At 62.1% G+C, this 13,622-nt stretch carries 13 protein-coding genes; 10 read left to right on the top strand and 3 right to left on the bottom strand.

Going from position 1 to position 13,622, the window contains the following annotated elements:
* The first annotated feature begins 74 nt into the window (after positions 1-74).
* From moaC to moaE, 3 genes are read left to right on the top strand one after another with little or no spacing between them, the layout of a single operon-like run.
* Positions 75-545, top strand: coding sequence for a cyclic pyranopterin monophosphate synthase MoaC (gene moaC / locus ACQKPZ_RS12995; protein WP_427538531.1), 471 nt, complete (start codon positions 75-77; stop codon positions 543-545).
* Positions 545-790 (top strand): molybdopterin converting factor subunit 1, encoded by a 246-nt coding sequence (gene moaD, locus ACQKPZ_RS12990; protein ID WP_427538528.1) that lies wholly within the window; start codon positions 545-547, stop codon positions 788-790. The genes moaC and moaD overlap by 1 nt, the downstream gene beginning before the upstream one ends.
* Positions 791-792: 2 nt before the next feature.
* Positions 793-1,239: a molybdopterin synthase catalytic subunit MoaE gene (gene moaE, locus ACQKPZ_RS12985; protein ID WP_427538525.1), complete on the top strand. Its 447-nt coding sequence runs from the start codon at positions 793-795 to the stop codon at positions 1,237-1,239.
* Positions 1,240-1,399: 160 nt separating this feature from the next.
* On the opposite strand, the gene rhlB is transcribed toward moaE, so the two are convergent.
* The gene (gene rhlB, locus ACQKPZ_RS12980; protein ID WP_427538522.1) at positions 1,400-2,860 is read right to left on the bottom strand and encodes an ATP-dependent RNA helicase RhlB; all 1,461 of its coding nucleotides are present in this window, start codon (positions 2,858-2,860) and stop codon (positions 1,400-1,402) included.
* A 101-nt stretch (positions 2,861-2,961) separates the two neighbouring features.
* Positions 2,962-3,618, bottom strand: a complete 657-nt coding sequence (locus ACQKPZ_RS12975) for an alpha/beta hydrolase (RefSeq protein WP_427538519.1) — start codon at positions 3,616-3,618, stop codon at positions 2,962-2,964.
* A gap of 332 nt (positions 3,619-3,950) precedes the next feature.
* Here ACQKPZ_RS12975 and ACQKPZ_RS12970 point away from each other — a divergent pair, with 332 nt between their 5' ends.
* The 4 genes from ACQKPZ_RS12970 (at position 3,951) to ACQKPZ_RS12955 (ending at position 8,108) form a co-directional block, all read left to right on the top strand.
* On the top strand, positions 3,951-4,979 hold the full coding sequence (locus ACQKPZ_RS12970) for an amino acid ABC transporter substrate-binding protein (RefSeq protein ID WP_391127601.1): 1,029 nt from the start codon (positions 3,951-3,953) through the stop codon (positions 4,977-4,979).
* Positions 4,980-5,046: 67 nt separating this feature from the next.
* Positions 5,047-6,225, top strand: a complete 1,179-nt coding sequence (locus tag ACQKPZ_RS12965) for an amino acid ABC transporter permease (RefSeq protein WP_427538516.1) — start codon at positions 5,047-5,049, stop codon at positions 6,223-6,225.
* A gap of 10 nt (positions 6,226-6,235) precedes the next feature.
* On the top strand, positions 6,236-7,333 hold the full coding sequence (locus tag ACQKPZ_RS12960; RefSeq protein WP_264360699.1) for an amino acid ABC transporter permease: 1,098 nt from the start codon (positions 6,236-6,238) through the stop codon (positions 7,331-7,333).
* 10 nt (positions 7,334-7,343) lie between these two features.
* Positions 7,344-8,108 (top strand): amino acid ABC transporter ATP-binding protein, encoded by a 765-nt coding sequence (locus ACQKPZ_RS12955; RefSeq protein ID WP_003251792.1) that lies wholly within the window; start codon positions 7,344-7,346, stop codon positions 8,106-8,108.
* Between the two features lie 188 nt (positions 8,109-8,296).
* Here ACQKPZ_RS12955 and algW read toward each other — a convergent pair whose 3' ends face one another.
* Entirely contained in the window at positions 8,297-9,457 is a 1,161-nt protein-coding gene (algW, locus tag ACQKPZ_RS12950) for a Do family serine endopeptidase AlgW (protein ID WP_427538513.1), read from the bottom strand.
* A gap of 157 nt (positions 9,458-9,614) precedes the next feature.
* Here algW and ACQKPZ_RS12945 point away from each other — a divergent pair, with 157 nt between their 5' ends.
* The 3 genes from ACQKPZ_RS12945 (at position 9,615) to cysN (ending at position 13,467) form a co-directional block, all read left to right on the top strand.
* Positions 9,615-10,373 carry a Nif3-like dinuclear metal center hexameric protein gene (locus ACQKPZ_RS12945; RefSeq protein WP_427538510.1) on the top strand — a complete coding sequence of 253 codons (759 nt, stop codon included), beginning with the start codon at positions 9,615-9,617 and terminating at the stop codon, positions 10,371-10,373.
* A gap of 258 nt (positions 10,374-10,631) precedes the next feature.
* Positions 10,632-11,549, top strand: coding sequence for a sulfate adenylyltransferase subunit CysD (gene cysD, locus ACQKPZ_RS12940; protein WP_003251799.1), 918 nt, complete (start codon positions 10,632-10,634; stop codon positions 11,547-11,549).
* 16 nt (positions 11,550-11,565) lie between these two features.
* On the top strand, positions 11,566-13,467 hold the full coding sequence (gene cysN, locus ACQKPZ_RS12935; protein ID WP_391127619.1) for a sulfate adenylyltransferase subunit CysN: 1,902 nt from the start codon (positions 11,566-11,568) through the stop codon (positions 13,465-13,467).
* The last annotated feature ends 155 nt before the right edge of the window (positions 13,468-13,622 follow it).

The following is a 13,622-nucleotide window of genomic DNA, read 5'->3' as shown; positions in this document are numbered from 1 at the left end:
CTCGATGAGTTTTCTCGTACAGTTTTCCTGACTGCCAGGTTTACACTGTGGGTTCCCTTCACAGGAGCAGAGCAGTGCTGACACATCTTGATTCCCAGGGGCGGGCCAACATGGTCGACGTCACTGAAAAGGCGGTGACCGAGCGCGAGGCCGTCGCCGAGGCGCGGGTGCGGATGTTGCCGCAGACCTTGCAGATGATCGTCGACGGGGAACACCCCAAGGGCGATGTGTTCGCCGTGGCGCGTATCGCCGGCATCCAGGCGGCGAAGAAGACCAGCGACCTCATCCCGTTGTGCCACCCACTGATGCTGACCAGCGTCAAGGTCGAACTCAGTACCGAGGGCCAGGACGCGGTACGTATTGTCGCCCGTTGCAAGCTGGCCGGGCAGACCGGTGTGGAGATGGAAGCGCTGACCGCTGCCAGCGTGGCTGCGCTGACGATCTACGACATGTGCAAGGCGGTGGATAAAGGCATGGTCATCGAGCAGGTACGCTTGCTGGAGAAAGTCGGCGGCAAGAGTGGCCACTACAAGGTGCAGGCGTGATGAAGATCAAGGTGATGTACTTCGCCCGTTACCGCGAGCTGCTGGGCGTGGATGCCGAGCGGGTGGAGGGTGAGTTCAAGGTTATTGACGATGTGCGCCAGGCCTTGTTGGGCAAGGGCGGGCCATATGAACTGCTGGCTGAGCAGAACCTGATGTGCGCGCGCAACGAAGAGCTGTGCAAGCTCGATGAGCCGTTGGAAGAGGGTGATGAAGTGGCGTTCTTCCCGCCGGTGACCGGAGGCTGAACATGGCAGTGCGAGTGCAGGAGGGCGCGTTCGACCCGGGAGTCGAGGTCAACGCCATGCATGCGGCCAACGTCGGCGTGGGCGCGGTGGTGGGTTTTGTCGGCTATGTGCGGGATTTCAACGATGGTCGCGAAGTGGCGGGGATGTTCCTTGAGCATTATCCGGGCATGACCGAAAAGGCCTTGGCCAAGATCGTGGCCGAAGCCGAGCAGCGCTGGCCGTTGCTCAAGGTGGAGGTGTTGCACCGCATAGGGGCGCTGGAGCCAGGTGAGCCGATTGTGTTCGTGGGGGTGGCCAGTGCCCATCGGCAGGCGGCGTTCGATGCCTGCAACTTCATCATGGACTACCTGAAGACCCGGGCGCCGTTCTGGAAGAAGGAGAATACCCAGGACGGGCCAAGGTGGGTGGAAGGGAAGCAGAGTGACCAGGATGCCGCCGGGCGCTGGTAAGGCAGGGCACAGATCGCTTTTGTAGGAGCGGCCTTATGTCGCGAAAGGGCCGCGCAGCGGCCCCAGCAATCTCTGCATTTATGCTGAAATCCTGGGGCCGCTGCGCGGCCCTTTCGCGACACAAGGCCGCTCCTACAAGGGCGCGGCTAGCGCTGCTAAATCAGTGATGCTTGCGCGGCACCGGTTTCAGCAGCTCATCCGGCGGCATCTCACACTTGATCTTGCGCCCCAGCAGCTCTTCGATCGCCGGCAGCTGGTAGGAGTCATCCTCACCGGCAAAGCTGATCGACACGCCATTGGCCCCCGCACGGCCGGTCCGGCCAATGCGGTGCACATAATCGTCCGGGTCTTCTGGCAGGGTGAAGTTGATCACGTGGCTGATGCCATCAATGTGAATGCCTCGCCCGGCCACGTCAGTCGCCACCAGCACGGTAATGCGCCCTTCGCGGAAGCTTTCCAGGGTGCGAATGCGCTTGTGCTGCGGCACGTCGCCCGACAGCTGGGCGGCATTGATGCCGTCGCGTACCAGTTTTTCCTCGATGCGCCGCACTTCGTCCTTGCGGTTGGCGAACACCATTACCCGTTCCCACTTGTTCTGGGTCACCAGGTTGTACAGCAGCTTGTACTTGTCGCTGCCCGCCACTGCGTAGACATGCTGCTCGACCGTATCGCTGGCAACGTTTTCCGGCTCGATCTCGACGATGGCCGGGTTGGTGGTCCACTGCTTGGCCAGGTTCATCACGTCGTCGGTGAAGGTGGCGGAGAACAGCAGGGTCTGGCGCTCGCTTTTTGGCGGCGTCTGGCGAATGATCTGGCGTACCTGCGGGATGAAACCCATGTCGAGCATGCGGTCGGCTTCGTCCAGCACCATCACCTCGACCATGTCCAGGTGCACCTCGCCGCGCTGGTTGAAGTCCAGCAAGCGGCCAGGGGTGGCCACCAGAATGTCGCAGTGGCGCGCTTCCAGGGCCTTGAGCTGCTTGTCGAAGTCCATGCCGCCGACGAAGCTCATCACGTTCAGGCCGGTGTACTTGGTCAGGGCGACGGCGTCCTTGGCGATCTGTACCACCAGCTCGCGGGTCGGCGCGATGATCAGCGCGCGCGGTTCGCCCATGTAACGTTCCTTGGGCGGTGGCGTCTGCTGCAACTGGGAAATGATCGAAATCAGGAATGCCGCCGTCTTGCCGGTACCAGTCTGGGCCCGGCCGATGGCGTCCTGGCCAGCCAGGGTGTAACCCAGCACCTGCGCCTGGATCGGCGTGCAGTACGGGAAGCCCAGGTCGTGGATGGCGTGCATCAGTTCGTTGGACAACTTGAAGTCGTGGAAGCGGGTCTTGCCTTCCTGTGGCTCGACCACGAAGTCTTCCGGTTTCCACAGGCTGGCCTGCGGCTTGGGCTTGCGCTCGCGACGCGGTTTGTCCTTGGCCGGGGTATCGGCTGTTGGCGTGGCGGTAGGCCGTTCAGCCTTTGGGGCAGGTTTGGCGCGTGGGGCGGCCGGTTTGGGCGCGGGCCGGGCCTCTGCGGCGGGGGCGGGCGCAGGCGGCGTCACGCTGGCAGCAGGAGCGACGGCCTGTGGCGCGGCGTCTCCCTTGCCGAAAATTTTCTTGAGTGCCTTGAGCACGATCGTCTCATCAACTGGTTAAGGAATGTACGCCGGGCAGTGTAAAGCAAGAATCGGGCGCGGCGTAGTGGAATAGCCTTACAACTACAGGCGGCACTGGCTTATTGCAGTTGCTCGCTCAGCCAGAGCTGGATGTCGTTCAGCTCTTCGACCACCACTTCGTGCTCCATCGGGTACTCGTGCCAGCGGGCGGCGATACCCCAGGTGTTCAGATACTCGAAGGCGGTACGGCCCATGGAGGGGATCACCACCGGGTCATGCACGCCATGCAGGCACAGGGCCGGCGTGCGTTGCTGACAGGCACTCAACTGGTGCTGGTTGTGGAAGGTGGGGGCGTAGGTGGACAGGGCGATCACCCCGCCGAGTGCTTCTTGCCACTTTATATAAGCAGTGTGCAGCACCACCGCACCACCTTGGGAGAAACCGGCCAGGAAGATCCGCGACAGGTTGATGCCTTTGGCCTGCTCGGCCTTGACCAGGGCAATCACCTGATCGGCCGACTCTTCCAGTTGCACTTCGTCAATGGCACGGGCTGGTGTCATGGCCTTGATGTCATACCAACTGGGCATGGCGTAGCCGCCGTTGATGGTCACGGGGCGGGTGGGGGCCTGGGGCATGATGAAGCGGGTGCTGGGCAGACGCTCCTGCATGAATTCGGCTACCGGTAGGAAGTCGTAACGGTCGGCCCCCAAACCGTGCAACCAGATCACACAGGCGTCAGCGGTTTTCTGTGGTTCAAGAATCAGCGGGTTGGTCATGACTGCTCCGAAAGTGTGCGGGTCTTGTTAGGGCGTGCCTGAAAAGAAGGCGCTGCAAATGATTGTCGGAAAAAGAATGTCGCAACGATACAACTTTCCCTACTTGACGAGCGCTTAAACGCTACAGCTGCAAATTCTGGTACGCGCTTTGCAATCCATTCTGTGATGCAAAGGGCAGGCCGTGACGGTAACACCCTTTGCACGCGAAGGCTGTCACAGAACAGCCCATTGCGCCAATTGACCCAATAACAAGCCAATACGGGTCGGATACGCCTCAAAAGGGTGCGGTGCAATTCCGGCTCGATACAACAAGAGCGATTTGGAGGTTGTGAATGAAGATGTTGAAAACCACCCTGGCAGTCCTGACCGCTGCCGCCGCACTGGGCGCCGTGAGCACTGCCCAGGCCGGCGCCACCCTCGATGCGGTCAAGAAGAAGGGCTTCGTCCAGTGTGGCGTGAGCGACGGCCTTCCGGGCTTCTCCGTACCTGATGCGCAGGGCAAGATCGTCGGCATCGACGCCGATGTGTGCCGCGCCGTGGCCGCCGCCGTGTTCGGCGATGCCACCAAGGTCAAGTTCAGCCAGCTCAACGCCAAGGAACGCTTCACTGCCCTGCAGTCGGGCGAGGTTGACGTGCTGTCGCGCAACACCACCTGGACCAGCTCGCGCGATGCCGGCATGGGCCTGGTGTTTGCAGGCGTCACCTACTACGACGGTGTCGGCTTCCTGGTCAACAAGAAGCTGGGTGTTTCCAGTGCCAAGGAACTCGATGGCGCGACCATTTGTATCCAGGCCGGTACCACCACCGAGCTGAACGTGTCGGACTTCTTCCGCGCCAACAACCTGAAGTACACCCCGATCACCTTCGACACCTCGGACGAAAGCGCCAAGTCGCTGGAATCGGGCCGTTGCGACGTGCTGACCTCGGACAAGTCGCAGCTGTTCGCCCAGCGTTCCAAGCTGGCGGCGCCGACCGAGTACGTGGTACTGCCGGAAACCATCTCCAAGGAGCCCCTGGGCCCGGTGGTGCGTAAAGGCGACGAGGAGTGGTTCAGCATCGTCAAGTGGACCCTGTTCGCCATGCTCAATGCCGAAGAGGCGGGCATCACTTCGAAGAATGTCGAAGCCGAGGCCAAGGCCACCAAGAACCCGGACGTGGCCCGCCTGCTGGGTGGTGACGGCGAGTACGGCAAGGACCTCAAGCTGCCCAAAGACTGGGTAGTGCAAATCGTGAAGCAAGTCGGCAACTACGGCGAAGTGTTCGAGAAGAACCTGGGCCAGAGCACCGACCTGAAGATCGACCGTGGCATGAACGCCCTGTGGAACAACGGCGGCATCCAGTACGCGCCACCTGTGCGCTGATGGCTGCACCCTGCGGCGGCATCCCGCCGCCGCAGGCTGTTCGAATCCCTACTGTCCGGGGCACTTCATGCAAAATCAAATCGGCGCACCCAAGGGCTTGTCCCTTAATGATCCGCGTGTGCGCGCGTGGCTGTTCCAGATCCTCACGATCGTGTTCGTGGTCGGCCTGGGCTGGTACCTGTTCCACAACACGCAAACCAACCTGCAACACCGGGGTATCACCTCGGGCTTCGACTTTCTCGACCGCAGCGCCGGCTTCGGCATCGCCCAGCACCTGATCCCCTATGTGGAGTCAGACAGCTATGCGCGGGTGTTCGTCATCGGCCTGCTCAATACCCTGCTGGTCACCTTCATCGGTGTCATCCTGGCGACGATCCTGGGCTTCATCATCGGTGTGGCGCGGTTGTCGCCAAACTGGATGATCAACAAGCTCGCGACCGTATATGTGGAAACCTTCCGCAACATCCCGCCGCTGTTGCAAATCCTGTTCTGGTACTTCGCCGTGTTCCTGACCCTGCCGGGACCGCGGGGCAGCATCAATATCGACGACACCTTCTTCATCAGTAACCGCGGTTTGAACATGCCCGGCGCTTCGATGACCGACGGCTTCTGGCCGTTCGTCGTTGCCTTGGCGGTCGCCATTGCCGCCATCGTCGTGATGGTGCGTTACGCCAACAAACGCTTCGACGAGACCGGTGTGCCGTTCCACAAGTTCTGGGTGGGGCTGGCGCTGCTCATCGCCATCCCGGGCCTGAGCGTGCTGGTGTTCGGCAGCCCGGTGACCTGGGAAGTGCCGCAGCTGAAGGGCTTCAACTTCGTCGGTGGCTGGGTGCTGATCCCTGAGCTGCTGGCGCTGACGTTGGCACTGACGATCTACACGGCAGCCTTCATCGCTGAAATCGTGCGCTCCGGCATCCGTTCGGTCAGCCATGGCCAGACCGAAGCCGCACGCTCGCTGGGCCTGCGCGAAGGGCCAACCCTGCGCAAGGTGATCATCCCCCAGGCACTGCGGGTGATCATTCCGCCGCTGACCAGCCAGTACCTGAACCTGGCGAAGAACTCGTCGCTGGCGGCCGGTATCGGCTATCCGGAGATGGTCTCGCTGTTTGCCGGTACCGTGCTCAACCAGACCGGCCAGGCCATCGAGGTGATTGCCATCACCATGAGTGTCTATCTCGCCATCAGCATCAGCATTTCGCTGCTGATGAACTGGTACAACAAGCGCATTGCGCTGATCGAGCGGTGAGGATACGCCCGTGAATGCCCATGTTTTCAAACCCGACATGCCGCCACCGGTGAAAACCGTCGGCGTGCTCGCATGGATGCGTGCCAATCTGTTTTCCAGCTGGCTCAACACGCTGCTGACCCTGTTTGCCATCTACCTGGTGTGGCTGATCGTGCCGCCGCTCATCCAGTGGGCGTTGATCGACGCCAACTGGGTCGGTACCACCCGTGCCGACTGCACCAAGGAAGGCGCCTGCTGGGTGTTCGTGCAGCAACGCTTCGGCCAGTTCATGTATGGCTACTACCCGGCCGAGTTGCGCTGGCGCGTGGACCTGACCGTGTGGCTTGCCGTGCTCGGCGCCGCGCCGCTGTTCATCAAGCGCTTCCCGCGCAAGGCCTTTTATGGCCTGGGCTTTTTGGTGCTGTACCCGATCCTGGCCTACACCCTGCTGCATGGCGGCGTGCTTGGCCTGGAAACCGTGGCCACCAGCCAGTGGGGCGGGCTGATGCTGACCCTGGTGATCGCCACCGTGGGCATCGTCGGCGCCTTGCCGCTGGGCATCCTGCTGGCCCTGGGCCGGCGTTCGAGGATGCCGGCTGTGAAGGTGGTGTGCGTGACCTTCATCGAGTTCTGGCGCGGCGTGCCGTTGATCACCGTGCTGTTCATGTCGTCGGTGATGCTGCCGTTGTTCCTGCCCGAAGGCATGAGCTTCGACAAGCTGCTGCGGGCGATGATCGGCGTGATCCTGTTCCAGTCGGCGTATATCGCCGAGGTGGTGCGCGGTGGCCTGCAGGCCATTCCCAAAGGCCAGTACGAAGCCGCTGCGGCCATGGGCCTGGGCTACTGGCGTTCGATGGGCCTGGTGATTCTGCCTCAGGCGCTGAAGCTGGTGATCCCGGGCATCGTCAACACCTTCATTGCCCTGTTCAAGGACACAAGCCTGGTGATCATCATCGGCCTGTTCGACCTGCTGAACAGCGTCAAGCAAGCCGCCGCCGACCCGGCCTGGCTGGGCATGGCTACCGAGGGCTATGTGTTCGCCGCCCTGGTGTTCTGGATTTTCTGTTTCGGTATGTCCCGCTACTCCATGCACCTGGAGCGCAAGCTGGACACTGGCCACAAGCGTTAGGAGTTTCGAAATGAGTGAAGCGATCAAGCAGCCTGCCGGCCCCGAAGGCATCATCCAGATGCAGGGTGTGAACAAGTGGTATGGCCAGTTCCATGTGCTCAAGGACATCAACCTGAACGTGCGCCAGGGCGAGCGTATCGTGCTGTGCGGGCCGTCCGGTTCGGGCAAATCCACCACCATCCGTTGCCTCAACCGCCTGGAAGAACACCAGCAGGGGCGCATCGTGGTGGATGGCGTGGAGCTGACCAACGACCTCAAGCAGATCGAAGCCATCCGCCGCGAAGTGGGCATGGTGTTCCAGCACTTCAATCTGTTCCCGCACCTGAGCATCCTGGAAAACTGCACCCTGGCGCCGATGTGGGTGCGCAAGATGCCCCGGCGCAAGGCTGAGGAAATTGCCATGCATTATCTGGAGCGCGTGCGTATCCCTGAACAGGCGCACAAGTACCCAGGGCAGTTGTCCGGGGGCCAGCAGCAGCGTGTGGCGATTGCCCGCGCCTTGTGCATGAAGCCGAAGATCATGCTGTTCGACGAGCCGACCTCGGCGCTGGACCCGGAAATGGTCAAGGAAGTGCTCGATACCATGGTGGGCCTGGCCGAAGATGGCATGACCATGCTCTGCGTGACCCACGAGATGGGCTTTGCCCGCACGGTGGCGAACCGGGTGATCTTCATGGACAAAGGGGAGATCGTGGAGCAGGCGGCGCCGGACGATTTCTTCGACCGACCGCGCAGTGACCGGACCAAGTTGTTCCTGAGCCAGATCCTGCATTGATGTAACCGGGGCCGCCCCATCGGGGCGGCTGACGCGGTACTTGTAGGAGCGGCCTTGTGTCGCGAAAGGGCCGCAGGGCGGCCCCGGCAACATGTGCTGCGAAGCTGAGATCCTGGGGCCGCTACGCGCCCCATCGCGACACAAGGCCGCTCCTACAGGGACCGCGGTACGGTTCACCCCGTGTTGGTTTACTTTTCTTCTTGCGCGGCAGCCGGCGCCGGTGGCGGCCGCAGCCCCACCTCTGCCACCAGCTTAAGCTGCTGCCCGTTACGCATCACCTCGATGGTGATCTTCTCGTTAGGCTTGATCCGTGCCACCTGGTTCATCGACTTGCGCCCGTCACCCGCCGGTTCGCCGTTGATGCTCAGAATCACGTCACCCAGTTGCAGCCCCGCCTTGGCCGCCGGCCCTTCGCGGAAGATGCCCGCCACCACGATACCCGGCCGGTCCTTCATGCCGAACGACTCGGCCAGCTCCTGGCTCAGCGGCTGCACTTCAATACCCAGCCAGCCACGAATTACCTGGCCGTGCTCGACGATCGACTTCATCACCTCCAGTGCCAGTTTCACCGGGATGGCGAAGCCGATGCCCTGCGAACCACCCGACTTGGAAAAGATTGCGGTGTTGATGCCGACCAGGTTGCCATTGGCATCGACCAAGGCGCCGCCCGAGTTGCCTGGGTTGATTGCGGCGTCGGTCTGGATGAAGTCTTCGTAGTTGTTCAGGCCCAGTTGGTTACGGCCAGTGGCGCTGATGATACCCATGGTGACGGTCTGGCCGACGCCGAACGGGTTGCCGATGGCCAGCGACACGTCGCCGATGTGAATGGTGTCGGAACGGCCGATGGTGATGGCCGGCAGGCTCTTCAGGTCGATCTTCAACACGGCCAGGTCGGTTTCCGGGTCGCTGCCGATTACCCGTGCCAGGGTCTCGCGACCATCCTTCAGGGCTACGACGATCTGGTCGGCGCCGCTGGTGACATGGTTGTTGGTCAGCAGGTAGCCCTCGGGGCTCATGATCACTGCCGAGCCCAGGCTCGACTCCCAGCGGCGCTGCTTGGGCAGGTTGTCGCCGAAGAAGCGGCGGAACTGCGGGTCTTCGAACAGCGGGTGGGCGCTCTTGTTCACCACCTTGGTGGTGTACAGGTTGACCACTGCAGGTGCGGCCAGGGTCACGGCGTCGGCGTATGACACCGGGCCCTGCATGATGCGCGTGGTCTGCGGTGCCTGTTGCAGGTTGACGTCCTGGCTGGGCAGGCCGACCCACTCCGGGAACCGCTGGATGATCAACATGGCGATCAGCACGCCGGTGAGCAGGGGCCAGCCAAAGTAACGAAACGCCTTGAACATGAACGAATCCTGGAAAGAGCGGGGGCCACTGGCCGCGCAGCGGGGCATGAGCGCGCGCGATGATACACCGGTTCCCCCGGTGCCGACGACGGCCCATAATGGCCGGCATTATACGGGCGTTACGCCCGAGAAAAGCGCAGTTTTCGAGGAGATTTTCATGGCCGTCGCTCTCAACACCCTGGTCGAGGAAGCCGAGCGCTACCTGGGCAGTGCGAAGATCCAGGATTATTGCCCCAATGGCCTGCAGGTCGAAGGCCGGCCGCAGGTCAGCCGCATCGTCAGCGGTGTTACCGCCAGCCAGGCGTTGCTGGATGCAGCAGTCGAGGCCGAGGCCGACCTGGTGCTGGTGCACCATGGTTACTTCTGGAAGGGTGAGAACCCCTGCATTACCGGTATCCGCCAGCGTCGGCTGAAGACCTTGCTGAACAACGATATCAGCCTGCTGGCCTTTCACCTGCCGCTGGATGTGCACCCCGACGTCGGCAACAACGTGCAGTTGGCGCGACAGCTGGACATTATCGTAGAAGGGCCGCTGGACCCGGAGAACCCCAAAGTGGTGGGGCTGGTCGGCTCGCTGGCTGAACCGATGACCGCGCGCGATTTTGCCCGGCGGGTGCAGGAGGTGCTGGGGCGCGAGCCGTTGCTGGTTGAAGGTGACGAGATGATCCGCCGGGTCGGATGGTGCACCGGGGGCGGGCAGGGGTACATCGACACCGCGATTGCGGCCGGCGTGGACCTGTACCTCACCGGGGAGGCGTCCGAGCAGACCTACCACAGTGCACGCGAGAACGGCGTCAGCTTCATCGCGGCCGGGCACCATGCCACCGAGCGGTATGGGGTGCAGGCGTTGGGTGACTATCTGGCGCGGCGGTTTGCCGTGGAACACCTGTTCATCGATTGCCCGAATCCGATCTGATATCGGCGTTGCCTTCTTCGCGGGCGCGCCCGCTCCCACAGGTACTACGCAGGCCAGGAGACTTGTGGAGCTCTTTGTGGGAGCTGGCTTGCCGGCGATGGGCCGCAGAGCGGCCCCCGTTCAAGCCCAAACCCCCAGTCATATCGTTAGACCTTTTCGATCTAGCCCGCCGCCTAAATAGAAGAAGCCGCTGTGATAAAGTGGCTCGCTCGAACACGGCCCGCAGGCCGTCCATAAGATCGTTTTTCGTGAGTAGCCATGGTCGACAAACTGACGCACTTGAAACAGCTGGAGGCGGAAAGCATCCACATTATCCGCGAGGTGGCCGCCGAGTTCGACAACCCGGTGATGCTGTACTCGATCGGCAAGGATTCCGCCGTGATGCTGCACCTGGCGCGCAAGGCCTTCTTCCCGGGCAAGCTGCCGTTCCCGGTGATGCACGTCGACACCCAGTGGAAATTCCAGGAGATGTACAGCTTCCGCGACAAGATGGTCGAGGAAATGGGCCTGGAACTGATCACCCACGTCAACCCTGAGGGTGTGGCGCAGGGCATCAACCCGTTCACCCATGGCAGCTCCAAGCACACCGATATCATGAAGACCCAGGGCCTGAAACAGGCACTGGACAAGCATGGTTTCGATGCAGCCTTCGGTGGCGCGCGCCGCGACGAAGAGAAGTCGCGGGCCAAAGAGCGTGTGTACTCCTTCCGTGACAGCAAGCACCGCTGGGACCCGAAAAACCAGCGCCCGGAGCTGTGGAACGTCTACAACGGCAAGGTCAACAAGGGCGAGTCGATCCGCGTCTTCCCGCTGTCGAACTGGACCGAGCTGGACATCTGGCAGTACATCTACCTTGAAGGTATCCCGATCGTGCCGCTGTACTTCGCCGCCGAGCGTGAAGTCATCGAGAAGAACGGCACCCTGATCATGATCGACGACGAGCGCATCCTCGAGCACCTCTCCGAGGAAGAAAAAGCACGCATCGTCAAGAAGAAGGTGCGTTTCCGTACCCTCGGCTGCTACCCGCTCACGGGCGCTGTCGAGTCGGAAGCCGAAACGCTCACCGACATCATCCAGGAAATGCTCCTGACGCGCACTTCCGAGCGCCAGGGCCGGGTCATCGACCACGATGGCGCCGGTTCCATGGAAGACAAGAAACGTCAGGGCTACTTCTAATTTTCAGGGTTACTCCATGTCGCACCAATCCGATTTGATCAGCGAAGACATCCTCGCTTATCTGGCTCAGCACGAGCGTAAAGAACTGCTGCGTTTCCTCACCTGCGGCAACGTGGATGACGGCAAGAGCACCCTGATCGGGCGCCTGCTGCACGACTCGAAGATGATCTACGAGGACCACCTCGAGGCCATCACCCGTGACTCGAAAAAGTCCGGCACCACCGGCGAAGAAGTCGACCTGGCACTGCTGGTAGACGGCCTGCAGGCCGAGCGTGAGCAGGGCATCACCATCGATGTCGCCTACCGCTACTTCTCCACCGCCAAGCGCAAGTTCATCATCGCCGACACCCCGGGCCACGAGCAGTACACCCGTAACATGGCCACCGGTGCGTCCACCTGTGATCTGGCGATCATCCTGGTCGATGCCCGCTACGGTGTGCAGACCCAGACCCGCCGTCACAGCTACATTGCCTCGTTGCTGGGCATCAAGCACATCGTGGTGGCGGTCAACAAGATGGACCTGAAGGGCTTCGATGAAGGCGTCTTCGAGTCGATCAAGGCTGACTACCTGAAGTTCGCCGAAGCTATCAACCTGACCCCGAGCAGCCTGCACTTCGTGCCGATGTCGGCGCTCAAGGGCGACAACGTGGTCAACCACAGCGAGCAGTCGCCGTGGTACGCCGGCCCGACGCTGATGGAAATCCTTGAAACCGTCGAGGTTTCGGCCGACCGCAACTTCACCGACCTGCGCTTCCCGGTGCAGTACGTCAACCGTCCGAACCTGAACTTCCGCGGCTTTGCCGGCACCCTCGCCAGCGGCGTGGTGCACAAGGGCGACGAGATCGTCGTGCTGCCGTCGGGCAAGAGCAGCCGGGTCAAGTCCATCGTCACCTACGAAGGTGAACTGGAAAACGCCGGCCCAGGCCAGGCCGTGACCCTGACCATGGAAGACGAGATCGACATCTCCCGTGGTGACCTGCTGGTACACGCCGACAACGTTCCACCGGTGACCGACCAGTTCGACGCCATGCTGGTTTGGATGGCCGAGGAGCCGATGCTCCCGGGCAAGAAGTACGACATCAAGCGCGCCACCAGCTACGTGCCGGGCTCGATTGCCAGCATCACCCACAAGGTCGATGTGAACACCCTTGAAAAGGACGCTGCCAGCGCCCTGCAACTGAACGAGATTGGCCGCGTCAAGGTATCCCTGGACAGCGCCATTGCCCTGGACGGTTACGACAGCAACCGCACTACCGGTGCGTTCATTGTTATCGACCGCCTGACCAACGGCACCGTCGGCGCCGGCATGATCATCGCTCAGCCAGTCCTGCCGCACGGTAGCACCGGCCAGCATGGCAAGCAGGCCCACGTGTCCACCGAAGAGCGCGCCCTGCGCTTCGGCCAGCAGCCAGCCACCGTGCTGTTCAGCGGCCTGTCCGGCGCTGGCAAGAGCACCCTGGCCTACGCCGTGGAGCGCAAGCTGTTCGACATGGGCCGTGCAGTGTACGTGCTCGATGGCCAGAACCTGCGCCATGACCTGAACAAGGGCCTGCCACAGGACCGCGCCGGCCGCACCGAGAACTGGCGCCGCGCCGCCCATGTGGCGCGCCAGTTCAACGAAGCCGGCATGCTGACCCTGGCTGCGTTCGTGGCCCCGGATGCCGAAGGCCGCGAACAGGCCAAGGCACTGATCGGCAAGGAGCGCCTGGTGACCGTTTACGTCCAGGCCTCGCCGCTGGCCTGCCGCGAGCGTGACCCGCAAGGCCTGTACGCTGCCGGTGGCGACAACATCCCGGGCGAAAGCTTCCCGTTCGATGTGCCGCTGGATGCTGACCTGGTGATCGACACCCAGTCGATCAGCGTGGACGAAGGCGTGAAGCTGGTGCTGGATGTGCTGCGTCAGCGTGGCGCGATCTAAGCGCTAGGCTGCAAGAAAAACCCCGCTTCGGCGGGGTTTTTTATTTTGTGTTTTCCACAGGCTGACGCGATCCGTGTAGGAGCGGCCTTGTGTCGCGAAAGGGCTGCGCAGCAGCCCCGAGTCACCTGATCCAGTTTACAAATTGACTTGTTGAC

It is taken from the genome of Pseudomonas sp. NPDC089547, from assembly GCF_050280665.1.
Lineage (GTDB): Bacteria > Pseudomonadota > Gammaproteobacteria > Pseudomonadales > Pseudomonadaceae > Aquipseudomonas.
The sequence above is the reverse complement of the archived record's forward strand: the minus strand, read 5'-3'. Positions and strand labels throughout refer to the sequence as shown.

Excerpts from the sequence above, each read along its gene's own strand:
- moaD (WP_427538528.1), top strand. The coding sequence starts at position 545 with ATGAAGATCAAGGTGATGTACTTCGCCCGTTACCGCGAGCTGCTGGGC.
- moaE (WP_427538525.1), top strand. The coding sequence starts at position 793 with ATGGCAGTGCGAGTGCAGGAGGGCGCGTTCGACCCGGGAGTCGAGGTC.
- ACQKPZ_RS12975 (WP_427538519.1), bottom strand. The coding sequence starts at position 3,618 with ATGACCAACCCGCTGATTCTTGAACCACAGAAAACCGCTGACGCCTGT.
- ACQKPZ_RS12970 (WP_391127601.1), top strand. The coding sequence starts at position 3,951 with ATGAAGATGTTGAAAACCACCCTGGCAGTCCTGACCGCTGCCGCCGCA.
- ACQKPZ_RS12965 (WP_427538516.1), top strand. The coding sequence starts at position 5,047 with ATGCAAAATCAAATCGGCGCACCCAAGGGCTTGTCCCTTAATGATCCG.
- ACQKPZ_RS12955 (WP_003251792.1), top strand. The coding sequence starts at position 7,344 with ATGAGTGAAGCGATCAAGCAGCCTGCCGGCCCCGAAGGCATCATCCAG.
- algW (WP_427538513.1), bottom strand. The coding sequence starts at position 9,457 with ATGTTCAAGGCGTTTCGTTACTTTGGCTGGCCCCTGCTCACCGGCGTG.
- ACQKPZ_RS12945 (WP_427538510.1), top strand. The coding sequence starts at position 9,615 with ATGGCCGTCGCTCTCAACACCCTGGTCGAGGAAGCCGAGCGCTACCTG.
- cysD (WP_003251799.1), top strand. The coding sequence starts at position 10,632 with ATGGTCGACAAACTGACGCACTTGAAACAGCTGGAGGCGGAAAGCATC.
- cysN (WP_391127619.1), top strand. The coding sequence starts at position 11,566 with ATGTCGCACCAATCCGATTTGATCAGCGAAGACATCCTCGCTTATCTG.